At 49.2% G+C, this 26,532-nt stretch carries 23 protein-coding genes; 2 read left to right on the forward strand and 21 right to left on the reverse strand.

Translation table 11 applies throughout. The features are described from left to right. Positions 1-14: 14 nt before the first annotated feature. From AC1XUF_RS00475 to AC1XUF_RS00500, 6 genes are read right to left on the reverse strand one after another with little or no spacing between them, the layout of a single operon-like run. Positions 15-1,802, reverse strand: a complete 1,788-nt coding sequence (locus AC1XUF_RS00475; protein ID WP_483339587.1) for an NRDE family protein — start codon at positions 1,800-1,802, stop codon at positions 15-17. Then, positions 1,790-2,296: a DinB family protein gene (locus AC1XUF_RS00480; RefSeq protein ID WP_483339588.1), complete on the reverse strand. Its 507-nt coding sequence runs from the start codon at positions 2,294-2,296 to the stop codon at positions 1,790-1,792. The genes AC1XUF_RS00475 and AC1XUF_RS00480 overlap by 13 nt, the downstream gene beginning before the upstream one ends. A 60-nt stretch (positions 2,297-2,356) precedes the next feature. Then, positions 2,357-2,752 carry a DoxX family protein gene (locus AC1XUF_RS00485; RefSeq protein ID WP_483339589.1) on the reverse strand — a complete coding sequence of 132 codons (396 nt, stop codon included), beginning with the start codon at positions 2,750-2,752 and terminating at the stop codon, positions 2,357-2,359. Beyond that, complete coding sequence (locus AC1XUF_RS00490; RefSeq protein ID WP_483339590.1) at positions 2,749-3,192, reverse strand: YHS domain-containing (seleno)protein; 444 nt, start codon at positions 3,190-3,192, stop codon at positions 2,749-2,751. The genes AC1XUF_RS00485 and AC1XUF_RS00490 overlap by 4 nt, the downstream gene beginning before the upstream one ends. Further along, positions 3,192-3,674: a YHS domain-containing (seleno)protein gene (locus tag AC1XUF_RS00495; RefSeq protein ID WP_483339591.1), complete on the reverse strand. Its 483-nt coding sequence runs from the start codon at positions 3,672-3,674 to the stop codon at positions 3,192-3,194. Before AC1XUF_RS00495 ends, AC1XUF_RS00490 begins: the two co-directional genes overlap by 1 nt. 53 nt (positions 3,675-3,727) lie before the next feature. Continuing rightward, complete coding sequence (locus AC1XUF_RS00500) at positions 3,728-5,014, reverse strand: spondin domain-containing protein (protein WP_483339592.1); 1,287 nt, start codon at positions 5,012-5,014, stop codon at positions 3,728-3,730. Between the two features lie 139 nt (positions 5,015-5,153). On the opposite strand from AC1XUF_RS00500, the gene AC1XUF_RS00505 reads away from it, so the two are divergent. Together AC1XUF_RS00505 and AC1XUF_RS00510 are read left to right on the forward strand one after the other, a co-directional pair. Further along, complete coding sequence (locus tag AC1XUF_RS00505) at positions 5,154-5,858, forward strand: response regulator transcription factor (RefSeq protein ID WP_483339593.1); 705 nt, start codon at positions 5,154-5,156, stop codon at positions 5,856-5,858. 1 nt (position 5,859) lies between these two features. Continuing rightward, positions 5,860-7,344, forward strand: a complete 1,485-nt coding sequence (locus AC1XUF_RS00510) for a HAMP domain-containing sensor histidine kinase (RefSeq protein ID WP_483339594.1) — start codon at positions 5,860-5,862, stop codon at positions 7,342-7,344. Positions 7,345-7,770: 426 nt separating this feature from the next. On the opposite strand, the gene AC1XUF_RS00515 is transcribed toward AC1XUF_RS00510, so the two are convergent. The 15 genes from AC1XUF_RS00515 to AC1XUF_RS00585 form a co-directional block, all read right to left on the reverse strand. After that, positions 7,771-10,155: an ABC transporter permease gene (locus AC1XUF_RS00515; RefSeq protein WP_483339595.1), complete on the reverse strand. Its 2,385-nt coding sequence runs from the start codon at positions 10,153-10,155 to the stop codon at positions 7,771-7,773. A 26-nt stretch (positions 10,156-10,181) separates the two neighbouring features. Then, the gene (locus AC1XUF_RS00520; protein WP_483339596.1) at positions 10,182-12,629 is read right to left on the reverse strand and encodes an ABC transporter permease; all 2,448 of its coding nucleotides are present in this window, start codon (positions 12,627-12,629) and stop codon (positions 10,182-10,184) included. A gap of 304 nt (positions 12,630-12,933) precedes the next feature. After that, entirely contained in the window at positions 12,934-13,647 is a 714-nt protein-coding gene (locus AC1XUF_RS00525) for a hypothetical protein (protein ID WP_483339597.1), read from the reverse strand. Positions 13,648-13,681: 34 nt separating this feature from the next. Next, entirely contained in the window at positions 13,682-14,446 is a 765-nt protein-coding gene (locus tag AC1XUF_RS00530) for a LytR/AlgR family response regulator transcription factor (protein WP_483339598.1), read from the reverse strand. 28 nt (positions 14,447-14,474) lie between these two features. Beyond that, complete coding sequence (locus AC1XUF_RS00535) at positions 14,475-15,539, reverse strand: sensor histidine kinase (RefSeq protein WP_483339599.1); 1,065 nt, start codon at positions 15,537-15,539, stop codon at positions 14,475-14,477. 82 nt (positions 15,540-15,621) lie between these two features. After that, positions 15,622-16,572, reverse strand: a complete 951-nt coding sequence (locus AC1XUF_RS00540) for a fasciclin domain-containing protein (RefSeq protein ID WP_483339600.1) — start codon at positions 16,570-16,572, stop codon at positions 15,622-15,624. Between the two features lie 156 nt (positions 16,573-16,728). Then, positions 16,729-17,436 carry a MarR family winged helix-turn-helix transcriptional regulator gene (locus tag AC1XUF_RS00545; RefSeq protein WP_483339601.1) on the reverse strand — a complete coding sequence of 236 codons (708 nt, stop codon included), beginning with the start codon at positions 17,434-17,436 and terminating at the stop codon, positions 16,729-16,731. Positions 17,437-17,445: 9 nt separating this feature from the next. Further along, on the reverse strand, positions 17,446-18,693 hold the full coding sequence (locus tag AC1XUF_RS00550; protein WP_483339602.1) for an NAD(P)/FAD-dependent oxidoreductase: 1,248 nt from the start codon (positions 18,691-18,693) through the stop codon (positions 17,446-17,448). An 8-nt stretch (positions 18,694-18,701) separates the two neighbouring features. Next, the gene (locus AC1XUF_RS00555) at positions 18,702-19,349 is read right to left on the reverse strand and encodes a flavin reductase family protein (RefSeq protein ID WP_483339603.1); all 648 of its coding nucleotides are present in this window, start codon (positions 19,347-19,349) and stop codon (positions 18,702-18,704) included. 1 nt (position 19,350) lies between these two features. After that, the gene (locus AC1XUF_RS00560) at positions 19,351-20,070 is read right to left on the reverse strand and encodes an SDR family NAD(P)-dependent oxidoreductase (protein WP_483339604.1); all 720 of its coding nucleotides are present in this window, start codon (positions 20,068-20,070) and stop codon (positions 19,351-19,353) included. Continuing rightward, complete coding sequence (gene folE, locus AC1XUF_RS00565) at positions 20,067-20,747, reverse strand: GTP cyclohydrolase I FolE (RefSeq protein WP_483339605.1); 681 nt, start codon at positions 20,745-20,747, stop codon at positions 20,067-20,069. The genes AC1XUF_RS00560 and folE overlap by 4 nt, the downstream gene beginning before the upstream one ends. Positions 20,748-21,111: 364 nt before the next feature. Then, positions 21,112-22,680: an ArnT family glycosyltransferase gene (locus AC1XUF_RS00570; RefSeq protein WP_483339606.1), complete on the reverse strand. Its 1,569-nt coding sequence runs from the start codon at positions 22,678-22,680 to the stop codon at positions 21,112-21,114. Then, entirely contained in the window at positions 22,677-23,048 is a 372-nt protein-coding gene (locus AC1XUF_RS00575; protein WP_483339607.1) for a hypothetical protein, read from the reverse strand. The genes AC1XUF_RS00570 and AC1XUF_RS00575 overlap by 4 nt, the downstream gene beginning before the upstream one ends. Before the next feature lie 402 nt (positions 23,049-23,450). Further along, positions 23,451-25,952: a cation-translocating P-type ATPase gene (locus tag AC1XUF_RS00580; RefSeq protein WP_483339608.1), complete on the reverse strand. Its 2,502-nt coding sequence runs from the start codon at positions 25,950-25,952 to the stop codon at positions 23,451-23,453. Positions 25,953-25,995: 43 nt separating this feature from the next. Further along, positions 25,996-26,490: a DUF6790 family protein gene (locus AC1XUF_RS00585; protein WP_483339609.1), complete on the reverse strand. Its 495-nt coding sequence runs from the start codon at positions 26,488-26,490 to the stop codon at positions 25,996-25,998. Positions 26,491-26,532: the final 42 nt, after the last annotated feature.

Here is a 26,532-nt window from a genome sequence, read left to right on the forward strand (position 1 = left end):
CAGTTTTCCTGATCTCAGTCCGGAATTCGCATTAAGTTCAGGTGCTGGTCGTGTACCTTTTTCATTGCCTTACCTTCGCTCCAGGTCATCAGCTTTTGGTTGCCGCTGCGTGAATTCAGCATGCTGATCCGGAAAGCGATTTTCCAGTGGCTGTAAATTTCCTTCCATGCGAAAAAAATGGAATGTGAGGGGTCGTAGATGTGCGTAGGCTCGCTGCCGGTGCCGTTGACTTCGATGATGGAGAAATGTTTTCCAGCCTGCAGTTCTTCCCAGCTTCTGAAACGGATATCCAGCCGACCGAAGTCGAAACCAGGAATTTGCGCGCATATTTGGTCGATCGCACGGGTAAGCTCTGGTGTAATGCGCGTACGCAGGTCAACGAACTTGGCACCCCGGCTGTGATTTCCGTACGGTACCAGTTCCATTTTTTTGCCGGCTTCCGGAATGCTTTCCAGCAGATTCCCCCATGTCCGCGCCAATGCGGGAAGCTGCAATAATGCCCGGTCATTCTGAATGATCAGGGATAGCAGATTGGTCTTTCCGTCGCCCGTTACGCTTAAAAATTCCTTCCCGACAATACCGGAAATCTGTCCGCTGGCATCGCCTGGGATACGATGGTAAAAGACGCCGATCTCGTAAGGGTAATCCACGTATTTCTGTAACAAAAAATCAACTTTGCTGCACAATCGATATTCTTCCAGCTCGGAAATTGTTCTAAGAAGTTTAACTCCGATCCCTCGTTCGCCAATGTCGGGTTTGGCAATGAGCGGAAAAGTCAGATCGTGGCGATGAAGCAATGTGTTAACTTCTTCCAAATCCTGTCCCGGTTTGCAGAGTATGCTCCTGGGATAGGTTCCTTCCGGAAGCAGCGGGTGAATGTCGCTTTTGCGCTCATGAATAAATCCCGAGTACTGAATGCCCGGATTCGCCGCACTGAAAAACCAGAATGATCTCGCGCGCAAGCTTAACCATATCCAAAATGGAACCAGCGGCAAATAAATGCATTCCATCGGCCAATATTCCCAGTGCATGAGCCGGATCAAAAACCTTTTGATTTTCCAGGAAAAGCTTTCAAATGATCGGAAATGAATTGCGGCACTGGTTCGAGGCCCGCCAGTGGAAGGCCTGGAAGAAAGCAGGTCATGATAAGTCATGTCTGCCGGAGCCGCCGTCGGGATTTCCAGGGAGGTTAGGCTAACCGTTTTGATCTTTGACGACCCCTCCCTACCGCTTGTCTCATAGCGCAGACTGGGATGCAAGTGGAAATCCAGCACCGCGTTCCGGGTCGGTTCTTTGGTTTTTGCCAGCCATTTTCTCAAGAAATCCTCACGCTGCAACTGTATCGAACGGTCATACAATGTGGCTGATGACCAGATGTACGGTTGAGCAGCATTCAGTTCAGACACGTACCTCCGGTCGCCATCCCAGGTGCAGCGATGAAGGGTTGAATTGTTAAATGAAATGAGGGTAAATGGTTCGATCGCATTCAGATCTATATTTTGAAAATAGTCGACAGGGTGTGCAGCGCCAGCAATTTCCAGCATCACCAGTCCGCGGCTTTTTCGGTAAAGAGTCTTGCGCAAATGCCGCTCAAATCCACCATTCAGCAGCACTGCGGCGGCACCATTTTCTTTAAGCACGATCCAGGTACCACCAGCCTGCGGGTCTTTCGGATACGTGACGACCTGACCGTCCATAGAATGCATTTCAGGCGGTAAGGCCCTTGACCGTTCGCAATGTTCGTCTCGGTTGGACGTGAGGTAGACACCCCCGGAAGTCGGGATAAATGTTACTGTGCACATGGCTGCTGTCGATATTGGATGGTAGCATGGGCCACACCAAAATGTTCGGGCAAACTTATTCCGGCCACCTCTTTGATGCCGATTTTTAGTAATGCCATGTGGTGAATGGTGTGTTCCAGGTTGTACACCAGTTCGCGTTCATAGTTGGTGTGGATACGAAATTCCGTGGCGGTTATACCCGGCTTGCAAACCAGATACAATGTTTTGTTATCGTATTTCAAATCCTCAGCAATGCCAGTAAGCATTTGAATGGCAAAGTCGCGATCGTTTTCAAGGGTTTTGTCGCGGAGGCGGGCATCATAGTTCACCTGGCCGGTGTCATAACCACTTTCCAGCTCCCGAAAAAATTCGATTATGTGCCGCACGTGCGCGCCGAGTGTCGCACCCGATAACACCGGCAGCCGGTGGGTATATTGAGAAATCGTCAATTGCCCGAGTATCTCTGCCAACTCGGTCAGCAGCTCCGTCAACGACGATCTTAACTGTCGGTTCATATCCTGATTTTTGTGTTGTTTAAAAAAGCAATGCTCCACCGCTGGCAGAGCATTGTGGTGTTATTTTTCGAGCACGCGGCCTGAGATGCTGTCACGTTGCCAGAACACGAGCGTAAGACAGCTTCCCAGCACGAGCAAAGCGTAGATGAACAGCTGTCCCGAGTCGCCCTGCACTTCAATCCCCAGCTTGGTCAGGTGCATGAACAACGCGCCGGTCATTACACCGATGCCTATCAACGAACCATAGGCGGTCGTACGCGGTACGAGGATCAATACGGAGGCGACCAATTCAAAAACGCCTACCAGTATACGCCCCCAGGGTTCCATCCCTACTTTTGTGAAAATGTAGACCGATTCGGGCGAGGCGGAGAACTTGAAATACAGCGTTTGGAGCATAATCCCGGCAGCCACCAGCCTCAGCAGCCACATCCGGACCCGAAGGTTTTTCGTTGTCATTCTGCCTTGTCTTTGATTTGTGGCCATTGCATATCTGCCTTCTCAATCAGCTCTTCCCGGTTTTTCGACCAGCTGTTTTTGACTTTCATATTGTAGTTGAAATACAATTTGTCGTCGGTGATCGTCCAGGTTTCCGCTTCGGTCGGGGCTTTGTGTCCCTGGGAGGTGCCGTAGGCGCAATATCCTCCATATTGGGGCGTGTATTTTTCAGGATCGGCTTTGAAAGCATCCAGGTTGGCGCGGCTGGCGAAGAGCCAATCGGCGTCCTTGTACCGGTAGGTCAGGCTGTCGGCACCTGCTACGGGCCGCGCCTCCCTGAAAAATGCGACCACATCATACCCTTTGATGGCCTTGCCTCCGGGAGCGAATATTTGCGATTTCTGGGCGTAGCTGCCCCATGCGACCAGCACGAATGCAGTCGCCAGTATCAATTTTCTCATTATGAATTGGAATTGGATGGTACGAATTTGGTCCAGTTTTTGTCCGCCTGTCCTTTCAGTCGCGGCTCGTCCTGGTTCCAGCTTTTGAGGGTATTGTTGAAATATTTATTGTAAAAAAGATAGAGCTTGTCATCCAGAATTTTGAAAGTTTCCGGGTCTACCTCCACTTTTTCGCCTTTTTTGCCCATCGCGAATGCGCACCAGCCGCCATATTGCGGTTCGTACCGGGCAGGGTTTGCCAAAAATTCATCCCTGTTTTGTTTGGAGACGAAGCGATAGACAGCGCCATTCACAATGGCTGTGAGCTCTTTTTTTCCTTCGACTGCCTTATTCATTTTGAAATAGGCGACCGGGTCGTATCCTTGAATAGCCAGCCCTGAACTTTCGAGGTTGAACTGTTTTTTACGTACATCCGCCGTTTGCCCGAGGGCCTGCGCCCATGTCAGGATCAAAAGGAGGAGGACAGGAATTTGCTTTTTCATTGTAAGTCGATTTTAATGTTCCGCCGGAGCAAATTCGCTCCGGCGGGACGGGATTATTGCAATGTTACTTTGATGATATTGCTGATGGCGGGCAGCGTGGTGAATTTGTTTGGATTCGGTACGGGCGCTATCGGCTTGCTTTCAACCAGCGGTGTGCCAGCCAGGTTGAACTGCGTGATTCCGGCGCCGGGAAACTGGTCGATAGCTGTACCATTGTCGTACAATCCGATGGAGCCTGAAAAATCCCCGGCTGCGCTGCCGTCGATACCGTTATCTTTTGTGGCAAAAAACCAGTCGTTCGAAAATCCGTACATCGTCGCGACTGCAATGCGGTCACCGGAGCTGAGGGTCAATGGTTGTGAAACTTTGCCCCCGACATTGCCATTGATCTTTGGCAAAAGCACGGTACTGGTAGGCTCTTTCAGCACATACACATTTTTGACGCCCGGCTTATTTTTCAGTGCCGCTGCCAGCAGGTCGGCGTTTCCTTTCTGGGCCAGCTCTTTCAAACCTTCGCCGCGATCGTTTTCGCCGGATTTGTAAAACGGATTTTCATTGCCTTGATAAACAACAACCAGCACCGGGGAAAGCGGTGTGAAAATGCCGGTCAGAGAGGTAATCAGGGTGCTCAACACTGTATTGTCGCCGGTTTCGGCGATGCGGGTCAACCCTTCTGTGGTGGCTTTCCCGTTTCCATAGATCGGCTCAGGCAGCAGAAGGTCGGTACCTGCCACATAGGAAATAGCCCATACACCAGGACTAAACGGCGTCTCATTCGCCGTGCCGCCCGACTGGTTTTTAATGGTGAGCGTAAACATCGAACTGCCGTCGTAATGCAGTGACACATTCATCAGTTGTGAAGCAGGCAGGAATGTGTGACCATAGTCGTCCATCCCCTTTACTTCCTTGATGTTTTTCGGAGTGGCTTCGGCGGTGCCTGGATGGACCAGCGCCATGCCGGGAGCAGCATTCACCCTGGTACCATTGTCCCACAATTTGATTTGTGCAGAAACGTCGCCTTCCACCGGCGTCCCGTCGTCTCCATAAAGCCTGATGCCCGGATTTTCAGGGGCAAAAAACAAATCGTTGCTCCATCCGTACATGGTAGCGAAGGTAATGCGCTCGTTTTTAGAGGCTGAAAATGAAAAGGATACCGACTGGCCCGGCAGGATCACAGGCGGCGTGCCTGTTCCCTTGAATGTACCCGATTCTACAAGCGGTTTGCTATCGAGTACATTTTCGATCGAAATGGTTTTGGTCTGCGGCTGCGGGTCGTGGTCCTTGGTACAGGAGCTGAAAATAAGGGCTGTCAATGTGAGCCCGAGCAATGGTTTGATCATGTCTGGTTGTGTTTTGCTTGTTTGAATGATGCAAAGCAAGACAGACCATATCCCAGGGCCATTACAGAGTTATAACAAAAGTATCACAGTGGCCCTTCGCTTGGTTTTATTTTTAAACTTTACAGAAAATCAGCCTGTAATGGATACAAAGAATGTTCTGATCATTGAGGACGACAGCACGATCACCGAGTTGCTGACGATCCACCTGTCCGATCTGGGGTGCAAGGTTTTTTCAGAGAAAAATGGCCAGAATGGTCTGGCGAGGGCGCTGGATTCGGCATTTGAATTAATCATACTGGACGTCATGCTGCCGGGACTGAACGGCATGGAAGTATGCCGCAAAATCAGGCAAAGCGACCGGCAAACCCCAATCCTGATGCTGACGGCACGCTCCGAGGAGATCGACAAAGTCATGGGGCTGGAAACCGGGGCCGACGATTATCTGACCAAACCATTCAGTGTAAGGGAATTTATTGCCAGGGTTCGCGTCATATTTCGCCGCAATGAGGAAAAAAGCAGAAACATCCTGCCGCAAAAGCCGCTGATCGCTGTTGCCGGTCTTGAAATCGATATCGAAAAACGCAAGGTGATGCTGAGGGGAGAGCGCATTGAACTTTCTCCCAGGGAGTTTGACCTGATCGTGCTGCTGGCTTCCAATCCGGGCCGCAGTTATAGCCGTAAACAATTGCTGAGTCTGGTATGGGGCTACGATTTTGAAGGGTACGAACATACTGTCAATACGCATATCAACCGGCTGAGGGGAAAGATCGAAGCCAATATTTCAAACCCTTCTTTTGTACTCACCACCTGGGGCATTGGCTACCGGTTTAACGAAGAACTCTGATATGTCCGTAAAAACCATTCGTGGAAACCTCTTATTCTGGAAAATCAGCGGCGTCTTTGCCAGCCTGCTGCTGGTACTGGCCCTCGTTTTCCTGCTGATCGGGTCCCAGTTTTCCAAAACCTATTATATGGCAGCCCACCAGCAGCTCTATGGCGACATTGCGGGGCATCTTGCCACTTTTACCCAGCCTATCAAAAACGGCAAGCCGGATACCACCGTCACGCACGACATCATCCACTCGACCATGGTGGCCAACCCCAGCGTGGAAGTATACCTGCTCGATACCCTTGGCCGCATTACGGACTACGTGGTGCCGGAAGCTACCGTACAGATGAAACAGGTGGACATGGGCAAAGTGAAGGAGTGGCTGAAAGCCGGTGCAAGCAACCGGCCGCTTGGGGACAACCCTAAACACCCCGGTGAAAACAGCATTTTCTCCGTTGCCCCTGTTCTGGAAAATGGGAAGGTCGCGGGTTACGTATACGCGGTGCTCGCAAGCGAGAAGCAGAAAGAGATCCTCGGAATGCTCAATGACGACCTGTATTTCAGATTGGCTGCCTACATATTTTTCGCTGCGCTCCTGGGTGCGTTTGTGGTCGGGATCGTTACTTTTTTTCTGATCACCGATAGCATTTGCAGTATTGCCGGTGTAGTGAAGAACTTCAAGGAGGGCGATTACTCCGCCAGGATACAGGGTTACGCGAAAGGCAACCTGGGTATGCTTACCTCGACTTTCAATGAAATGGCAGATGTGATCGTCGCCAATTTTGACAAAATAACTGCGACGGACCGCTTTCGTCAGGAGCTGATCGCAAATGTTTCGCACGACCTGAGAACCCCGCTTTCTATTATGCAGGGATATGTGGAAACGCTGATGATCAAGCAGGATTCGTTGTCCCGGGAGGAATCAAACCGGTATCTTTCCACGGTCCATGAAGGTACCAGACGGCTTTCCGGGCTCGTGGACCAGCTGTTTCAGTATTCCAAACTGGAAGCCAATGTAATTGTTCCGGAGAAAGAGTTCTTCCCCATTGGCGAGCTGGTATCCGATATTATCAGCTCTTATCAGTTGAAGGCAGAAGAGCGAAAGATTAGCCTCACACTCCATGCACCGGCGGCTTTGCCTGCTGTTTTTGCGGATATTGCCCTTACCGAACGCATATTTCAGAACCTGCTTGACAATGCGTTTAAATTCACCCCGGACGGCGGGCAAATCTCCGTACGATTGTTGGAAACGGGTGAGGGGGTAAGTGTAAGTGTTGCCGACAGCGGCGTAGGAATCGCCAGGGAATTTCAGGAGCAAATCTTTGAGCGCTACAAACAGGCCAACCTGCAAGCGCTGTCGCCGAAAGGGGCTGGTTTGGGTCTGGCGATTGTTCGTAAGATCCTGGAATTGCACCAATCTTCCATTGAAGTGTTTAGCGAATATGGAGAAGGCGCGATATTCAAATTTGTGCTATCCAGCAATACCGGGCAGATAGGCTGACCTAGTTACCTGAAACGAAAATATGTCGGTCACGGAGATTTGCTGTTAAGTGGGTTGCGAAGACCAGCTTTCGCAATGTCTTCAAAACAACACCGGCCCGACGCCCGCCGATTCCAGGAAACAAGCACGTTTCAGTTGCAGGGTGCCGGGCCGGTATTATTTGGATCCCAGACAAATGCCTGGTAAGGAATGCTGCGATCGGCTTGATAGCTCTCAGTCCGGAATGCTGCCATTCCTTAAAATTGTATTCAATTTACTGCCTGAGCCTATCGGGCGAGGAAGATTGCCAGGTTTGTGCTTTGAATCATGCAAAAAACCTTAACCACTAATGGGTTATTGTCTGGGTTTCAAATGGCCTTTATTTTTTTCAGACAGTTGTTGTTTTCTTACCCCGACTTTTCTGGTCGTTACAGGATCCGTTTTGCATCACTCATTTTTCAATGATGTCACAGGATTTGACAATGCCGCTTTTACACTCTGAAAACTAACGGTAGCCATGCCGACCAGAACAGAAAGCACCCCGGCGGTAGCGAACATCCACCATTGTAGCTCAATTTTATAGGCGAAGCTTTGAAGCCAGCGCGTCATCAGCCACCAAGCCACTGGAGAAGCAATCAGTATGGCAATCAGGATCAGTTTCAGGAAATCCCTGGATAATAAGTTGACAATGCCTGCAACGGAAGCGCCCAGAACCTTCCGAACGCCGATTTCCTTGTTTCGTTGCTCAGCCGTAAACGTCGCAAGGCCAAACAGGCCCAGGCAGGAAACGAAGATGGCCAGCACCGAAAAGTTGAGCACAATTTCGCCCGTGCGTTGTTCTGTTTTGTAAAGCATGCTCAGCTCCTGGTCGACAAATCCATAATGCAGGGGGCTCGCGGGAGCGTATTTTTTGCAGATTTTATCAATGCCGCTGATCGTATTTTTTAATACCCGTGGGTTTGTTTTGATCAAAACACTAAAATAAAATTCCCTGGGCCGGAACCGGAAAATAAACGGCTCGATGGAAACCTGCAGTGGCCTGAAATGAAAGTCTTTTAAAACGCCGACGATCTTTCCTTCCGTTCCCCAGAATTTGACGGACTTGCCCAGGGCGGTTTCAGGCGTCCACCCCATTCGTTTGGCCGCCGTTTCGTTGATCATGTAATTTCCGTTGCTGCCGGACGTGTCCGAAGCGATCTTCATGGAAAAATTCCTTCCCGAAGCCAGCGAAACGCCGGTTGTTTTCAAGAAGTCCGGATCGACATTCATCTGCGTGATCAGGAATTCGTCTTTCGGCGTTTGTCCTTCCCATTCTATCGGGCTCGAATTGGATACATCCACCAGGTTACCTGTTGTGGCAGAAGCACGCTCCACGCCTGCCAGATGCATGATGTCTTCCTTGAAAGCGAATGCTTTGCCTCTCAAATCGCCCTTCAACTGGACAAACATAAGCTGAGACTGATCAAAGCCGAGTTTGCGGTTTTGTATAAAGTTCAGTTGCTGATAGATAACCAGCGTACCAATGCCCAAGGTGACTGAAATGGCGAATTGAGCTACTACCAGGGATTGGCGGAATGTTTTGCCTGACTTCATGTCAAAAACACCTTTCAACACGCGCGCGGGGCGGAATGCGGAAAGGAAAAACGCAGGGTACAGACCGGTCAGAAGACTGACGATCACGGTGATGGATACAACCACCAGCCAAAACCGGATGGATTCATAGGGTAGTGCCAATTCTTTGCCCGACAAGGTGTTGAAAAAGGGCAAAAACAGCTGTGTCAGGATGAATGCGGCTGCGACAGCTGTGGCCGTCATCAGCAGCGATTCACTCAAAAACTGGATCACCAGGCTGGACTTTTGGGCACCGACTGTTTTACGTACCCCAACTTCCCTTGCCCGCCTGGAAGCCCTTGCGGTAGCCAGGTTAACAAAATTCACGATTGCGATCAGCAGGATGATGAATGCAACCGCCATGAAAACCCGCACATACAGGATCTCACTTCGCTTGCCCCAATCGGTTTTGAAATCGAATTTTGATTTCAGGTAAATGTCGGATAACGGCTGTAATGCAAGTTTTGTCGATTTGTCGTCCGAATAGCGGCCCAAATGGGGTTCAATTTTTGAGCTGAAAGCGTCCATGTCCGTTCCCGGGCGCACACGCAGGTAGGTGTGAAAATTGTTGCTGTTCCACTTGTTGCTCCACTCGTCAATACTCACCAGATAATTAAACGGGAGCAACGCGTCGAACTGTAAATGCGAGCGTACCGGAGGATTTTTGGCTACACCCACCAGTGTCAGCGGCTGTTCCTTGTTAAATGAAATTGTTTTCCCGATTACGGATTTCTTTGGCCAGTCAGCCCCGAACAATTTTTGCGCCATGGATTCGCTGATGATCACCTCATGGACGCCCTGAAAAGCTTTGACAGCATGGCCTTCCAGAAGCGGAAAGTCGAAAATGCTGAAAAAAGACGGGTCTACGATCAGCAGGTTCTGAGCTTCTGAGATCTGCTTTCCAACCGAAAATGAGCCTCCCCAGCGGCCTACACGTACAGTTTCCACGATTTCCGGAAAGTCCTTTTTGAGCATCGGCGCCAGCGGGCCTGGCGTCACGGCCACCAAATAGTCGCCGTCTGCCTGCTTCTGCTTTTCGGTGAGCCGATAGATGGAATTGAAATGTGTATTGAAACGATCGTACGAAAGTTCATCGGCAATGTACAGCCCGATCGCCAGGCAGCAGGCCAGCCCGATGGATAATCCAGTAATGTTGATAGCCGAGTAGACCTTGTTATTTACAATGCCCCGGAATGCGATTTTGAAGTAATTGCCAAGCATGTCCTTTTAAGGTTATATGGTTATGACTATTCATTCCGAAGTGACTCCACCGGGTTCATCCATGCTGCTTTCAAACTTTGAAAACCCACTGTGAGCACCGCGATAACAACAACCAGACCGCCCGCGCCTGCAAACATCCACCAGGTGATGTCCGTCTGATAGGCAAAATCCTGCAACCATTTTTGCATGAGATAACCGGCGATAGGACATGCAATGACAATCGAGATAACAACCAGCCGCAAAAAATCCTTTGAAACCAATGCCAGAATGCTGGCAACGCTGGCCCCCAGAACTTTGCGTACCCCGATTTCTTTGGTACGCTGCTCGGTCATGTAGCTGGCCAGCCCGAACAAACCCAGACAAGCAATGAAAATGGCAAGCATAGAAGCGAAGGCAAATACCTGGCTGTATTGCATTTCTGTTTTGTACTGTTCGTTGTATTTCTGATCGACGAAATAATATTCGAAAGGGTTACCGGGATAAGCTGCTTTATAAAGGCTTTCGAGTTCTTTGAGCTGCTTCTGCATGTTGGCGGTCGATAATTGCAAAACGAGCCTTCCGCCTGATCTGCGGGGCATGAAAATAATCGGATCGATGGCATTTTGCAGTCCCTGGTGGTTGTAATCTTTTACTACTCCGACAATTTCAAATGGTTGTCCCCAATTGATGATAGCGCCCGCTGCTTTTTGTGGCGATTCAAATCCGAGCTGACGCGCAGCCGCCTCATTGATCATTAGTTTTCCGCTTTTTTCCCACGCCAGCTCAGCTTCACGCACGGTAAAATTCCGGCCAGCTACCAACCCGATCTGAAATACCGACAAATACCGGTCGTCGATGATACCCATCGCATACCCTTTTTTTGCATCATCCTGTTTTTCCCCTTGTCTGACAATCCCAGCCGCATTGAACGAGTAATAACTTCCCGGCACAATGCCCGTGTGACTAAGATTCCTGACATAGGGCAGGGCACTTACCTGATTGTCGAGCAGGGCGGAGCTAGTTGCCAGCGCTTTTCCATCACCCAATTGGGGGCCGTTGATCACCAGGCGTTGATCCGCTTTAAAACCAAGGTCTTTGTGCTGCATGAATTGAAGCTGCCGGTACAATACCAGCGTCGAAACGATCAGAATAACGGAAACACTGAATTGCAGCACTACCAGGATCTTGCGTAGCCAGTTGTCTTTGCCTGCATTTAGCTTCAACCCTGAGGCTCCCTTCAATATTTGGACAGGCTGCAATGAAGTAACTGAAAATGCCACATAACCTCCCGAGAGAAATGCCCCTGCTACCAACAGTACTGCTGCGGCGATCCAGGAAGGTCCGGTCAGCAAGCCTTCCAGCGAAAAGTTCTTTTGCGTAAAATCGTTGAAGATCTTTTGCACCGCGACAACCAGCAGCAAAGCCACGGCAAACCCGATGATATTCAATAGAAATGATTCTCCCAAAAACTGATTGATCAGCTGGAACCTGCCTGCGCCCACCACTTTACGGACACCTACCTCTTTAGCCCTTTTCAGTGACGCCGCCGTCGAAAGGTTGATGTAGTTGAACCAGGCGATCACCAGGATCAGAATGGCGATGCCGCTGAGCAGGTACACGAACGACAGACTCCCGCTGGTCTGGTAAGTGTCGTCCATGGAAGAGCCCAGATGGATATTGGCCATGGACTGCAGTACAAATTTGCTCTTATCCTGTGAATCCAGCTTTTGTTTCAGCGTGTTGATTTTCTTCTCCAGTGCACTGTAACTGCTATGATCAGTCAGCTGAAAAAAGGTAGTGACATAAGAACCGTCGAAGCCGTCCAGACGGGCCCAGTCATTCCCATTGAGGTTGGCAGGACTGGCCAGCGTCTGAAGCGAGAGGATTGCATCGAATTCGAGGTCGGAATTTTCCGGCATATCCTGGTACACAGCAGAAACCGTGTATAGGGTTCTTCCAAACTGATTATTGACCACCAACGTTTTTCCGAGCGCCTTTTCGCTGCCAAAATACTTCTTCGCCCGCGAAGCCGACAACGCAATGGTATTTGTTTCGGAAAGGGCCGTTTGCGGGTTACCTGCAATCAAGGGAAAAGTGAAAAGTGTAAAGAAACTGGCATCGGCATAAGCCAGGCCATCTTCCCGAAATGTCTGGACAGCGCCTTTTGCGCCCGGGTTTTCAATGGTGATAATCCCTTTAGCAGCACCTTCCGCGACGCGGCAAAAGGCTTTGACCTCATTAAATTCCTTTTTTATCAATGGTGCAATGGCGGGGGCCATCTGAGCATACACATCGCCTGTCGGCCTGCTTTCCAGCATCCGGTACAAGGTGGGCAGGTTTTTGTGGAACATGTTGACACCTCTTTCAAAAGCCACATATTCGAAAATGAGGATGAATGCGGCGATGCCCAGACCCAGGCCGGCCACATTGATGACGGAAAACAAACGGTTTTTACGCAGACTGCGTAAAGCAATTTTCAGGTTGGATCGTAGCATGGTCGGGATGGTTTTATTTGTCGGAGAGGATTAATTTGTGGCCACGCAAAACATCAGTGCCAAAAGAAAGGTATAAGTTTTCATGATTCGTTAGGATTTGTTGCAGATGATGATGGCAACTATTATACCATCTTAGCAAAGTAGCCTTTGGGCCAGCAAACCGATGGGCAATCTCCGATTGCTGTACGATTTCGGACAATTTTTATAGGAACATGTTCGATTTCAGGTGTTAATAGGCGATCTAAGCCCTTTTCTCCGAAAGCTTTACGAAATCAAGCTCTGACCACACTTTGTGTTTCGTCTGCTAAAATGAAAACCCTGCCCTCAGCGTAAGTCTGTGGAAGTCTTCCAGGTTTTCCAGGCCCGCCTGCTGCACCGAAGATCTTTGAAAACGGTAGCCTGCGGCAATTGTAAAACCGGTATTTCCGCTAAAAAGGATTTTCATTCCCAGACCCGCCGAGAAGGTGCCCCCTCCACCAAAACGCACGCTATCGACATCGTTGGAGGTAGCATTAAATCCATAACCTCCCTCCAGAAAGTAGAATGGAATCTTGGAGCCTTTGTCGGTAAAATCCCCCCTCAGACTCAGAACAACAGGCACAAAAGTCTGCACGGCATACAAGTCCGCGCCGATGCCCAAACCGGTATAAAGCCATTGGTTGAATTTGTAGCCATTTGTTGTCTGAAAGGAAAATGCGGAGGTAGTAACGCCATTGGAAGCCCGGTTACTCATCGCCAGCGGTCCAAGCTCGGTGTAGTGCACGAATCCCTTGTGTTTGTAGCGGATGTTGGGATTGATCAGCTTTTCAGATATCAGCGTATCCACTTCTTCTTTTTGAAACACCCAGATGCTTTTGTCGTAAGTTTCCAATCGATAGCTGCGGTCGGTTTCAAGCAGTCTGCCCCGGATCACCGAACCATTCTTCAGGTGCAGCCTGACTTCATGGGCTTGCTGACCAAGTGTCAAGGACGTCCAACCCGCTATAAGAAAAATCAATATGGTAAATAACAATTTCATAAAGTGAAGGTCTGGTAAGTAAAATTTTAATCTATTAGTTGTCGAGCCAGTTTTTGAATTCATGGCTTTTGTACTTGCTCACAAACACGTCCTGATTGAAAAGCGGCTTTAAAAATACTTGTAACCGGCTGCTGAGCAAAGTTTTAACTTTCTGTATGGCCTCAATGCGGGCAATGACCTTGCGGTTGATCCTGAAAAATAACCCGGGGTCAAGCATCTCTTCCAGGCTTTCCAGGTTGTTTTCCATCAGGTATTTTTTTCCTTCATTGGTTACCATAAACACCACCTTGTCATCGGCATAGAAGTAGGCCACTTCTTCAATATTCTTGAAATGTATGGTGTCCCCAAACCTGACCAGAAACCTGGTTTTGTACTTCTTAGTCAGGGACTGGATCGTCTGCCTGAGGTTTTCTATGTCCAGGTGAGAAATGCTTTTTCGCTCTTGTTTTAAGTGATGGTATTTATCCAATGCCTGCGCGAGCTCGGCCTTGTCCAGCGGTTTAAGCAAATAATCGATGCTATTGATTTTGAAAGCCTGTAATGCATACTGATCGTATGCCGTAGTGAAGATGACCGGACTTTTTACGGTTACCTTTTCAAACAGGCCGAAACACAGTCCGTCGGATAAATGGATATCCAGCAGCATCAAGTCAGGTTCAGGGTTTTGATTCAGCCAAATCGCCGCATCTTCTATTGAATCCAGAACCTGCTCAACTTCAATGTTGGGGTCACATTCGGTTAGTAATTGGGAAGCTCTTCTGGCCGAAAGTGCTTCGTCTTCTAGAATGATTACTTTCATGGAAGGTAAATCTGGGTTTTGAACAGTTTCAATCGTAAGAAGCCATATCGTTTTGCATCGTTTGTTCTGCATTAAGGCGGATCAGCGGGATTGTCACACTGAATGACTGGTCTGTTTGCTCTACAGCCACGCCACTGTGTCCCAGGAAATCGTACCTTCTGGCAATATTCGTTAAGCCTAGCCGGGTCGATTGGTCATCTTCTATGATCTTTCTTTGTAGATTATTTTTAACGGTAATAGACTCATTGTCAAGGCAAAATATTTCAATGTGCAGGGGTTTGCCTTTGGAAATAATATTGTGCTTTACCGCATTTTCAACGAGCATCTGAAGGGATACCGGCAGGATATAGGCCGACAAGCAGCCTTCTGAAATATCGACCTGAATGCTGAGCCCGGACTCGAATCGTGTCTTGAGCAGATATAAGTAGGAATGGATAAATGTGAGTTCGTCCCGTAGCTCGATCAATTCCTTTTCATCGCTTTTGAGAATGTAGCGGTAAACGTTCGAGAATTGTTTGACAAATTCCACAGAAGCGGCTGTGTCCTGTGCAATAAGCGCGGTCAGTACGCTCAGGTTGTTGAACAGAAAATGCGGGTTAACCTGGTTTCTGAGCGATTGAAGCTGGGCCTGGCTGGTCGTTCGTTTATAGGTTTCCAGTTGCTGGTGGCTTTCTTCAAGCTTCTTCATGTAAAGAAATATGACATGGATGGTATTCAGGAACAAATTCACCCTGAAAGAGAACATCAGCAGCAATTTCAAGGGAAGCATCCATTCGCGCCGATCGGGCGACAAGCTGTAATAGGCCGTCGGAATGCCGAGCAGGAGGGTTACCAGTGCTGTAATGATGACGCTTCCTGCAAGATTATAGCCGATCCGTTTCCAAAATGGCTCGATATCCCGCCGGGAAAGCCACCTGTCCCACAGCCTGTTCCCTTCCCAGATACCTGCAGTGACTGCCAGAAAAAGTAAAAAAATCACCGATTGGTTCGCCCCAAGGTGGTAATAGTCGAAGGACTCGAGCAGCAATGTGTTCAGGAACGAGTAGGCTCCCAGCAAAAATATAAACCCGAACCGATACCTGATGTTGAACATGACTGCGGCGAGTTAAGCAGATGGAAAAGATTGGCAAACTGATTGCACGGCAACCGTTTGCCAATCTGTCGTTCTTTTTAGTTTAGGGCATTAAAACTTTGTCAATCACGTGGACAACGCCATTGGTTGCCAAAATGTTAGCTGCTGTAATGTTGGACGCGCCGCTGGTTGTACCTACCACTTTCGCCCCGCCTACCAGGTTAAAAGTGATAGAAGCACCGGTATTGGCCGTGGCAACCGGCCCTGAAACATTGGGCAGATCGGTTGAGAAAACACGGCCTGGAACTACGTGATAGAGTAAAACACTGGTGAGCAGCGCACGGTTGGCGGCCGCGAGAAGCGTGGCTTTCGGCGTCGTTTTATACAGCTCTCGGAATGCTGCATTCGTTGGAGCAAAGACTGTCAGGCCATTTCCAGCGGAGGTAAGCGCTGTGGCAACTGCCGGGTCAGCCGCCAGCACAAGTGACACGAGCTCGGTAAAACTGGTGTCTGCCTGGGCAATCTCCACCAGCGATTGGGTAGGAGGGACTATGACGTTGTTAATGACGTGAATCACGCCGTTTGAAGCCGCAACGTCCGTGGCAATCACTTTAATTTTACCGTTGATGAACACCCCATCGGCGTTTTTGGATAGGTAGATATCATTGTTTGCATTCACAGTCTTCACGGTCCCACTTTGCACGTCTGCCGCTTTTACTGATCCGCTCACCACATGTGAAGTCAGGATTGGGGTTAATGCATCCTTCGTCAGCCCGTCCAGGCTGGTAATGCCGGCGGTTGTGAAAGCCACATTATTGGGTGCAAAAACGGTGAAAGGACCGGTGCCTTGCAGGGTTGTAACGAGCTCAGCTTTGGTGAGTGCGGCAACGAGCGTCGAGAACTGGGGATCTGCGGAGGCGACGGCCGGGATGTTTCCCACTCCCGGATCTACGGTTTGGTCGTCGTCATCATCGTTGCACGAAGAGAGCGTAAAAGCCAACATAGCCGCAAACAGGCATGTTTTTAGATTTGTCGTTGTTGTGAACTTTTTCATGATTTGAATTGGTAAGGTGTTTTAAAGTTTAACTTACAATCAATTCAACAACCCACGGATCCGCTGGATCCGTTCTGCATTTGGTGTCAATCGCCTTCGCAATGGAGTGAGCAGCCCGTCGGTACGGATGGACAGAACAAATGGACAGAACGATTCTTAGTCTCGGGTGTCAATAAGCTCGTCAGTCACCCGTTTCAGGTCCGCCTTACTGGCAATGGTTTTTTGTTGATGATGCTGCTGATGAAAATCTTCTAATTTTTGCAGTAAATACCGAAGCGTCAGCTTTTCCGAAACCGTCAGTTTGCCGGAGATTATTTTACCGACGTGGTTCATATCTTCAAATACGGTGTAAAGCAATTGTTTCCCCTGATCGGTAATCGCAATTTGCCTGCTTCTTTTGTCCCTTTCGTCGTCCCATTGCCTGATCAACCCGGCTGCCAGAAGCCTTCTGATCACTTCGGTACCGGAGGTTTTTTCCTGCAAATTATAATGGATCAGCTCGCTTTTGGACAAATGGTCGTGGGTGAGCAGAATTGCCAATGCTGTAAAATCCTCGGCAGTAATTAATGGCGTACCTTCCAATGCTTTTTTAATGTAGGACTTTGCATAACGGCTCATATATACAAATAGCTGGCCGATGTTATTGTCAAGCTGGAATGCAAGTTCCTGGGCAGTCATTTCATTTTGACCAAATCGTACGTCGTGGCCAATAGGGATGGTCGGGCTGACGTGATGGGCCGAACTGCCAACTGTGTTAACCAGAAACCCGGTAAAGTCCTGTATGGTAACTTCCCTTCCCGGATTTTCCTGTTCAAGTTGCTCGACAAGCGTGATCAGTTCATGAATAAGCTGGTATGACTTCATGTTGGTTATTTATTTCTGCCGGGTTAAGATCGCCTCTGCAGCCAATCTCCCACTTTTCATGGCAGCATGGATCGATCCGTTCATCAAATGGTCACCGCAAATAAAGCATTCTTCGGTTAGCCGGTTCGCTTCGTGGCCAAGATCGTTGGTCACCTGGTCGTCATCAGGCAATGCGTAGCCAATATGATAGGTTTTCAGATGTTTCCATTGCGTGGCCTGCGGAAACCAGGCCTGCATTTCTTGTAAAACCTGCGCTTGAAGCTGCGTGCTGTCCGCTTTTGAATGGTCTCCGATCAGCGAAAGCGAAATCAAGGCATCCCCATTTTTGGAATAGCCCGGCGCAATCTGGTTCATTACCGCCATGTTGTTGACCAGCTTTTCGGGCATTGCATTTAATGCAATCAGCGGTTGGGTGAAGGGTTTGGCGGCCGCAGTAAAATACATATTGGTAACCGAATGATAGGAGGAAGGCGCCTTGCGAAATGGATCGGGCATTTCAAGCTGGTCAGTGGCGATGAGGATGCTTGTTGCCTGATAGATGGATCCCGAAAATGTTTGTACACTGTTTCCATCAATGACAGCCACTTTCTGATCTAAAAGAAGCTCATCCGTTGTAAGTCCACTGGCCAGCTGCAAAGGGATCATCCTCATCCCGTTGGCGGGAACAGCCGCATCGCCCTGGCCGAACATTTTGAAAACAAACTCAAACATCCGGCTGGACGTGCTCAGTTGATCTTCCAGAAAAATCCCGGTCATGAAAGGTTTGAAAAACTGGCTGATGATCCGCTGGCTAAATCCGGCATCTTCCAGATAGGCTATCGTGGTCGATTCATTGCTGGCAAAAATCTCGTCAATGCTTTTAGCAGTCAACTTTAACTTTAATCCAAGCATCCGGATTTTATCGGCGAATGTGCCGGCGGGGGAGGTTAAAGTGCTCATTAAGGCACCGGGCTGCCTGAGCGGGTCGCCGATTTTTGTGATGCCCTCCCGATTTAGGATCAACGCGCCGGGATCGAATCTGTGCAGGTCCAGCGCATGATAATCTAAAAACCGTTGTGTTTCTGGATAGGCCGTCAATAAAACCTGGAATCCTCTGTCCAGCAGGAAGCCGTCTACTTCCTCCGTTCTCACCCTGCCCCCTGGCTGGTCAGAAGCTTCCAGTACCTTTACTGATTTTCCAGCTGCTTTTAAGACTTTTGCAGCCGTTAAACCTGCTAGTCCTGCACCGATAATGATGACGTCCGAGTGATCTTCCATCGCGTTTTTTAGCTGGTCTGGTTTAGTTCGTGTGGCTCAATCCCTGGTTTGGCGTAGGCCAGCCGAGCGATAGCTTGCGGAAGAAAATAGGCGTCCAGACCTGCTACGGTCATTGTTTTGGCTGCGACATGGTCTATGGTACCGTCTTTGCCAACAAGCAAATCATTCACGATCACTTCAACAATTTCCCCGATGACGATGCTGGTATGATTGATTTCCATAGGAATAATCTCTCGAAGCCTTAAGCCGATCCGGACGGTTGACTGTTCAACGAAAGGGGCATCGAATCCAGCGACATAGTGTTCATCAAACCCACAGGTCTCAAATTCTGAAACGCCCGAAGGATAGCTGGCGCTGGTTTGGTGTGCCTGTTTATACCAATCGGGCAATACGTTGTTCAGGGTGAATTGCCCGGTTGCCCGTATGTTCCGGAGCGTGTCGTTATGCTCGCGCCCGGGGCGCATGACCAGTCCTACCAGCGGGGGATTGGCCCCCAGGTGAAAAGCTGAACTGATTACACAAAGATTGGTCGTTCCGGCTTCACTGACTGTGCCTAACAGGTTAAGGGATTTGTAGCCAACCAGGCTGTTGATGAAACATATACGGTATTGCTTCTCCAGTGCGGCAATGTGCCCGCTTTTGATATTTGTTGTCATATTAAGCTGTTTTCAACTTGCCCAGACCACCATCTATTCCCAGTACCTGCCCGGTGATCCAGCTGCTGCCGTCCGAGAGCAGAAATGCAATCGCGCTGCTGATATCTTCTGGTTGTCCATATTTTGCGAGAGGGTGCCTTTTGGTCGAGGCTTCCCGTTTTTCCGGCGAGCTAAGCAGATTCTTTGCCATCGGCGTATCGGTTAGTGAGGGCGCAACGACGTTGACCCTGATCTGCTGCCCGGCCAGCTCTGCTGCCAGCGATATAGCCAAACCCTGCACGGCGCCTTTCGCCGCCGACACACTTGCATGATAGGGCAGGCCGGTATTAGCGGCAACAGAACTGATCAAAACCACGGAAGCACCTTCCGCATTCTTCAATTGCTTGTGCGACTGCTGAATAACTTTGGCGGCCCCCAGCACATTGAGATGGTAATCGGTTAAGAAGTCATCCGCAGAAAGCCGGGTGAACGGTTTTAGATTGATGCTGCCCACTGCGTAAACCAGGCCGTGCAGCTTGTCGGGCAAAAATGCGGGGACCCAATCCAGGCTGCCCGTCACATCGGCCTGCAGGTGGTTGACGTCCCCGGGAAAATCAATCGGTTTGGTACGGGAAATCACGTAAACCGTCGCGCCCGCCTGCCGCAATTGTTTAACCAGCGATAAACCGATACCGGTACTTCCGCCCACTACCAGGATGTTCTTCCCACTGAAATTCATCATTGGAGGTATTTTAGAAATTCATTTTTAGTTTCGGCATTCAAAAATCTTCCGGAGTACTGGGCTGTGAGCGTAGTACTGCCGATATCCCTGACCCCACGGCTGGAGACACAGAGGTGATGTGCGTCGACAATCACCGCCACGTCTTCGGTCCCGAGCGCCTCTTTCATCAAATCTGCTATTTGTACGGTCAGCCGTTCCTGTACCTGAGGCCTTTGAGAGCAGTATTTTACGATCCGGTTGAGTTTTGACAGGCCGATCACCTGCCCGTTGCTGATATAGGCTACGTGCGCTTTACCGACAATGGGTACAAAATGATGTTCGCAGTTGCTGAATACCGCGATATTCCGCTCGACAAGCATTTGATTGTAGCTGAATGTGTTGTTAAAAAGGGTTGGCTCTGGCTTGTTGGCAGGATTCAGCCCGCTAAAAATTTCTTTCACATACATTTTAGCCACGCGCCTGGGCGTATCCCTCAGGCTGTCGTCTTGCAGGTCCATCCCCAGTACCTGCATGATACTGGCAAAATGTCCTGCAATCAAATCCATTTTTTCGTCCTCGTCCGGCTCGGGTTCAAGTGCGACAACCGGCGTACTGCTTAATGACTTTTGCTGGTACTCCGTGTGGCCTGCTCTGACTTGTTCCTCTTGTTGTTGACTTTCAATATCGTTTTTTGACATGAATTTAGGTTGCATTGCTTGATGTAGACCGGAGTGGTTTCTTTCATTTACCTACGATCACCCTTCAAATATAATACGATATCATATCAAAAATACAGTTATAGAATAAAATTGTATTAAATGAAAAGAGGGAATTTTGGCCCTCGGCTGGCGAGGCTTTACAATTAGCAGGCACAGCTTTTTATGATCATCCGTGTCCTCTGCATTTCCGATCAGCTTAGGCGGCGAAAGGATCGGGAAATGGTGTTTCTGAAAGGGTCAGCGTTCCTGGGCCCGGGGCGCCTGCCCGGCGGTAAAAGCGACGATTTTGTTCGATTTGATTGTGTTAAGCTCGCCGCAGCAGGCTGCAGTTTGCCCATCTTATTCAAAAAGGAGCGGTAGCACCCTTGAGACGATAGACATACCAGTACCTCGCGATTTTCCCGCCACGCTTTTGCGGAATGGTCCCCACTTGTTCAATGCTGGTAAAACGGGCGGAGAAAATTTCGGAAGGATCTGTAAAGTTGTTTGAGGGAGTGATGTAATAAGCATTGCTTCCGACAGGAAAGCTGGCGGTCATCTTGTTCATCCATTGGAATTGATGCAAATCGAGCAGGCTTCCAATGGCACGTACCGGAATTTGCAGAGGGTACGCGACATAGTAATAAATATGGCCTGCGGGAAACCATTTATGCACAACAATCGGCGCATTGGCCGGCATACGGTTTTGTGCGATCTCTTCATTCCTCAATACTTCGAAGCCGTCACGCAGCTCTTCCCAGCGATACATATCCAGTGTAACATCTCCTTTGCCTGTTTGCTGCCCCGATTTTTCAGATAGCGTGCCGGGAAAATGAAGGATCATCATTAATCCCGCAACAAAAACCACTAAGATCAATGCGAGACTGGCGTTGGCGAACCCTTGAAAAAAATGCCTTTGCTCCCATTTCGGGTCACTGACAAAAATTGCTGAGAGCAGTATGATTGCAATGTACCCCGGCCCGCTCCAATGCGGTAATGTCGGGCGGAACAGCGATACAATGATGGTAGCCGCAATGATCGGGCAACCCATCCAAAGCAATAGACGAAGCGCGTCATTTTTGATGGCATGCCATTGCTTTTTGATCCCGATCAGGCAAAATGTTGCGAGCATAAACAAAATCGGATTGAAATATAGTATTTGCCCGACCAGGTTGACGAGCAGCGGTTTCAATTGAATCCCCTGGTTGATTTCCACCCTTTCGCTATGAAATTGCCAGGAAATAAAGTCATTGTTGACGTTCCAGATCAGGATAGGAGAAGCGATGAGCCCTGTGATCGCGCATGCCAGGTAGAGTATTGGATTTTTTAGCCAACTTTTTTTTCTTAAAATCACAAAGCCTGCAAAGCCAAACCATAGAAAAATGCCGTGAACCTTACACATCATCGCGAGGCCGGCCCAGATGCCAAACCATAGCAAATTGGCACGCTGGCTTTTTACGTGCTCAGCAGAAATGGCGGTCAACGCTGTCTGTACAGCCAAGATCCAAAATGTTAACTGGATCGAGTCGGGCAGGATAAAAGCGCCCGAGATGATGCTTGTGTAAATGCTGACATTGTAAAACAGCGCCGCTTTCAATCCGGCGCGGGTGCCTGCGATTCCCCTTGCGCAGCGCGCCATGAGGAACGTATTCAAAGCTGCGCCCGCCAAAGCCGGCATTCTTAATGTTACTTCATTGATCCACTGTAAATTAATTGTAAAAAGCCTTATAAAAACACCTACCAGCGGCGGATGGTCGAAATGGTTCCAGTCGGGCTGGACGGCGTAAGTGAAGTAGTAAACTTCGTCATTTCCCAAGCTGGTCAGCGAGGCGACGGCAAATCTGAGCATGCTAAACCCGGCGATAAGTATTGCCATGCGGATGTGGTAACTGCGTTCCTGATCAGCATCAGGCAGTTTTGTGGTGATGATCATTTGAAAGCCGGCCTCCACCGACGATATCGCTGTTGCCTGTTGCCGCCAAAGAGTTCACATACCAATCCTAACCAATGGCTTATGGGCGCAATGCCCGGAAGGTGGTGGGGCTGGCCCGTGTGGTAACCATGCTCATATACAGGGCGGTACTCACAGTCGGCCTCCTCGCTGGCGTCGATATAAGGATAATGTGAGACGCAGCGGATGCCGTACCGGACCGACTCATATGCGCAATGCATATCGCGCGCAGCGCCCTTTCCATTAGCTAATTTGTTCCATGCCCGGGCATGCGCGTAAAAGGCACATTCGCCCCAGCCCGAGTGAGTGAGTAAATCGTCAGGATTGAAAGCAGCAAAGACGGAGTTCATGCCGGCAGACGGTTTAGGAATTTCATACGCAGCTAACGGTATTTGATATATTCATCAGAAAATGAACCCGGTGGTCGGGTTCCAGGTAATCATCAGCACGCATTTCCATTCTTTTCTAAAATGGATACGCTCAGCTTTTGCCGTCAGAAAGATAATCGCTCTCTGAGTTTTTTCCGAATATAGCACACCGTAGCCATCAAGCGCATCATGACATTCGTCGTATCAGATCGCGCCTTTGCTGAAAGAGAAAAATGAAGACCTGTCTGGTGGGGCTGTCACAGCGTGGGAGGTGGCCAATAATGACACAGCGTGCACTATATCTTTGTTAAATTTCATTTACTAAAATCCTTCTAAATCTGCCCAAGGCAGGGAGAGATTTTGTACTGACGGTTACTTTGTCGATTAAGTTTTGCCGCGTTTGCGATTATAAAATTTAACCCCTTCATACCAAACTGTAAATACAAACCCGGCACTGATACTGATCAGCAGCTGCGCCAGATTCACAGCTTCCAGACTAAAAAACCGGGTCACACCCGGAATCAGGAAGATGAGCGTCGAGAGGAATACCGTGACGCCAATAATCATCGGGACCAGGTTGTTTTTGTAACGTAAAGTGGTGAAAATGGAGTGGGAAAACGACCGGTTCACCAGTGTCAGACAGATATTGGCAGACAATAACCCAATAAAAACCATAGACCTCGTAAGCGCCTCATCATAAGACTGCATTACTGAGTACTGATAAAGCACCAGCATTCCAATTGTAATGACCATACCCTGCAAAATACTCACCGACAGCTCCTTTAAGCTAAAAAATGTGGAGGTGAAAGGCCTTGGTTTTTGTAATAACAAATCCTTTTCCATCGGCTCGTTTTCATAGATGATCGAGCAGGTCGGGCCCATGATCAGCTCGAAAAAGATAATATGTACGGGTGTGAAAATGTTCGGATAGATCCAGCCCAGCGCCAAAGGAATAAAGACCGTCAGAATGATCGGTATGTGGATGGAAATGATGTAACGGATCGCGTTTTTTAGGCTGACATATATTTTGCGGCCCATCGCCACGGCGTCCACCATTCTGGCCAGGTCGTCGTCTGCCAAAATCAATGATGAAGCCTGCTTTGCTATTTCCGTGCCTTTTTTGCCCATGGCAATCCCGATGTGCGCAGCTTTCAGTGCGGGGCCGTCATTGACGCCGTCGCCGGTCATAGCCACAACCTGTCCCTGTGCTTTGAGTGCATTGACGACTTTTAACTTGGCTTCCGGGAACATCCTGGCAAAAATGCCCGTCTGCATCACCTTTTGCTGCAATGTCTTATCGTCCATCGCCACCAGTTCGTCGCCCAGCAAAACAGTTTCAGCTTCTTTGAACCCAATTTGCCTGGCAATGTTCTGCGTCGTGGCCGCATTATCCCCTGTTATGATCTTTACCTGGATGCCTGCCTTGTAAAATGATTCAAAAACAGACCAGATGTTTGCTTTCGGAGGATCATAAAAGGCGACCAAACCAAGAAATTGAAACGAAAGCTCCTGCTGCTTTTCGGGGAATGTGTCTCCCGAAAATGTACTTTGGCCCACGCCCAATATCCGGTACCCTTTGGCGGTCAGCTCATTGATTGCATTTGCTATCTCGCTTTTCTGGCTTTCCGATAACCCTGAAAGAGCCATCAGCGCTTCCGGTGCCCCTTTGGCTGCCATAATGCGCACCCCAGCTGCATTTTCAAACACATGCGTCATCATGGGCGGCTTTCCTTCCAGCGGATATTCATGGACCAGCTTGAATTCGGGCCGTCTGTCGGTCCTGATCAGTTTGCCGTACGCTTCATGCAATGCCGTTTCCATGGGATCGAAGGGCTCCGGCTCGCTCGACCACATCGCAATCGCGAGCAGCGCTTTGCCATCGTCGCCCAATGCGCTGTCGGGTAGCTGGATCGCGTTTTGGGCCTCGACATATAAATTAACCAGCTGCATTTTATTCTCGGTGATCGTTCCCGTTTTGTCGGTACAAATCACCGTCGCGCTGCCCAGGGTTTCGATGGTCTGCGTTCTTTTGACGATGATCCCCATTTTCATCAGCCGCCACGCACCCAAAGCCATAAACGTTGTAAAAGCCACCGGGATTTCTTCCGGCAAAATGCTCATGGCGAGTGTTAATGCTTTTAACAGGCTGTCTAAAAACTGCCGGGTATGCATGTAGTTGATCCCCCAGACGATCAGGAAAACCACACCACCCACGATCGCCATTTTCTTTACAAAATTGGTGATCTGTATCTGGAGTGGCGTAGGCTCCTGCTCAATGGATTCCAGGCTTTTGCCGATCAGCCCCAGTTTTGTTTTGTTACCAATCGCATTGATTTCCACAACTGCCCTGCCGCTGGTGACGAGCGTTCCCTGAAAAACCTCGCTGGCGGGGTCATTTTTGGCAACCGCCATGGACTCGCCCGTCAGGATGGATTCGTTCACCGAGAAATCATGTGCTTCCAGAATAGCGCCGTCCGCAGGGATTTTATTTCCTTCTTCCAATATCAGGTAATCGCCGATCACGATCTCCTCCCTGAGAATTTCGATTTCGATGCCGTTGCGCACGACTTTACATTTGGGCTGCGTCAGTGTTTTCAACTCGGCCAGCGCATTCCGGCTTTTGTTATCCTGGTAGATCGAAATGGCGGAAATGACAATAATGGCACCCAGCATAAACAAACCCTCTCCCTGCGAGCCTGTCAGGAAATAAATGGCGGAGGCCGCGATCAGCAGGATCAGCATCGGTTCTTTTACCAAGCCCAACATGGCCGCCAAAAGGCCGTTTTGGCTGGTATCTTCCATTTTGTTCTCGCCGTGAGTGGCGCGGGATTGTTCGACCTGGTCGGTATTGAGGCCCTGGTGGAGGGTGGCTGGGGAGGTGGGCATCAGGGTAGATTTACAAATCTTGAAGTCTCTTGTCGTATGATGTTCACAGGGCTTTTATAAAGTAGGCTGAGAGTAAAACAAAGATCAGTAAGTCAGTCCACATCGCAAACTGTTCATTGATGCCGGATTTTTTTTTCAGTGCATGTTGAACGCCTGCAATGCCGTAATAAAGTCCGCTTGCAAATGCACTTACCATTCTCCATTCAGGCCTGAATAAAGAAACAATGCCTACCAATCCAAAACAAATGTTGGCGAAACCCAGCTCCCGAAGAATTGGAAAACTGTCGGGGCTGTCGATGTGAAAAATTTGTTTTGCTGTGAACTCCGGGTTTTTCACTTGCTTGATACCTGCTAAAAACAAACGAAGCCCGACGGCCGAAAAAATAAACCACTTGCCAAACAGCTCAAAAGTCAACGCCGTGCTGGCTGCGAAATGTTCTCCCAAACAACCGATTGTCGGCACAACAAAAGTCAAAGCCGTGACACTGATGATGTAAAACCGGTTCGGTTTGTCTTCGATGTGGTTTGTCGTCGCCATTCTTTATGGTCTGTTTGTTTTATGCAGTCAATTTAAAGTTTG

It is taken from the genome of Dyadobacter sp. HNCC25DJ185 (assembly GCF_056895195.1).

Bases quoted from the DNA above. Each gene is read 5' to 3' on its own strand.
- AC1XUF_RS00585 (WP_483339609.1), bottom strand. From the start codon at position 26,490: ATGGCGACGACAAACCACATCGAAGACAAACCGAACCGGTTTTACATC.
- AC1XUF_RS00545 (WP_483339601.1), bottom strand. From the start codon at position 17,436: ATGAAGTCATACCAGCTTATTCATGAACTGATCACGCTTGTCGAGCAA.
- AC1XUF_RS00515 (WP_483339595.1), bottom strand. From the start codon at position 10,155: ATGCTTGGCAATTACTTCAAAATCGCATTCCGGGGCATTGTAAATAAC.
- AC1XUF_RS00570 (WP_483339606.1), bottom strand. From the start codon at position 22,680: ATGATCATCACCACAAAACTGCCTGATGCTGATCAGGAACGCAGTTAC.
- AC1XUF_RS00480 (WP_483339588.1), bottom strand. From the start codon at position 2,296: ATGAACCGACAGTTAAGATCGTCGTTGACGGAGCTGCTGACCGAGTTG.
- AC1XUF_RS00575 (WP_483339607.1), bottom strand. From the start codon at position 23,048: ATGAACTCCGTCTTTGCTGCTTTCAATCCTGACGATTTACTCACTCAC.
- AC1XUF_RS00560 (WP_483339604.1), bottom strand. From the start codon at position 20,070: ATGATGAATTTCAGTGGGAAGAACATCCTGGTAGTGGGCGGAAGTACC.
- AC1XUF_RS00580 (WP_483339608.1), bottom strand. From the start codon at position 25,952: ATGCCCACCTCCCCAGCCACCCTCCACCAGGGCCTCAATACCGACCAG.
- AC1XUF_RS00485 (WP_483339589.1), bottom strand. From the start codon at position 2,752: ATGACAACGAAAAACCTTCGGGTCCGGATGTGGCTGCTGAGGCTGGTG.
- AC1XUF_RS00500 (WP_483339592.1), bottom strand. From the start codon at position 5,014: ATGATCAAACCATTGCTCGGGCTCACATTGACAGCCCTTATTTTCAGC.
- AC1XUF_RS00525 (WP_483339597.1), bottom strand. From the start codon at position 13,647: ATGAAATTGTTATTTACCATATTGATTTTTCTTATAGCGGGTTGGACG.
- AC1XUF_RS00520 (WP_483339596.1), bottom strand. From the start codon at position 12,629: ATGCTACGATCCAACCTGAAAATTGCTTTACGCAGTCTGCGTAAAAAC.
- AC1XUF_RS00535 (WP_483339599.1), bottom strand. From the start codon at position 15,539: ATGTTCAACATCAGGTATCGGTTCGGGTTTATATTTTTGCTGGGAGCC.
- AC1XUF_RS00540 (WP_483339600.1), bottom strand. From the start codon at position 16,572: ATGAAAAAGTTCACAACAACGACAAATCTAAAAACATGCCTGTTTGCG.
- folE (WP_483339605.1), bottom strand. From the start codon at position 20,747: ATGTCAAAAAACGATATTGAAAGTCAACAACAAGAGGAACAAGTCAGA.
- AC1XUF_RS00490 (WP_483339590.1), bottom strand. From the start codon at position 3,192: ATGAGAAAATTGATACTGGCGACTGCATTCGTGCTGGTCGCATGGGGC.
- AC1XUF_RS00555 (WP_483339603.1), bottom strand. From the start codon at position 19,349: ATGACAACAAATATCAAAAGCGGGCACATTGCCGCACTGGAGAAGCAA.
- AC1XUF_RS00510 (WP_483339594.1), top strand. From the start codon at position 5,860: ATGTCCGTAAAAACCATTCGTGGAAACCTCTTATTCTGGAAAATCAGC.
- AC1XUF_RS00495 (WP_483339591.1), bottom strand. From the start codon at position 3,674: ATGAAAAAGCAAATTCCTGTCCTCCTCCTTTTGATCCTGACATGGGCG.
- AC1XUF_RS00475 (WP_483339587.1), bottom strand. From the start codon at position 1,802: ATGTGCACAGTAACATTTATCCCGACTTCCGGGGGTGTCTACCTCACG.
- AC1XUF_RS00505 (WP_483339593.1), top strand. From the start codon at position 5,154: ATGGATACAAAGAATGTTCTGATCATTGAGGACGACAGCACGATCACC.
- AC1XUF_RS00550 (WP_483339602.1), bottom strand. From the start codon at position 18,693: ATGGAAGATCACTCGGACGTCATCATTATCGGTGCAGGACTAGCAGGT.
- AC1XUF_RS00530 (WP_483339598.1), bottom strand. From the start codon at position 14,446: ATGAAAGTAATCATTCTAGAAGACGAAGCACTTTCGGCCAGAAGAGCT.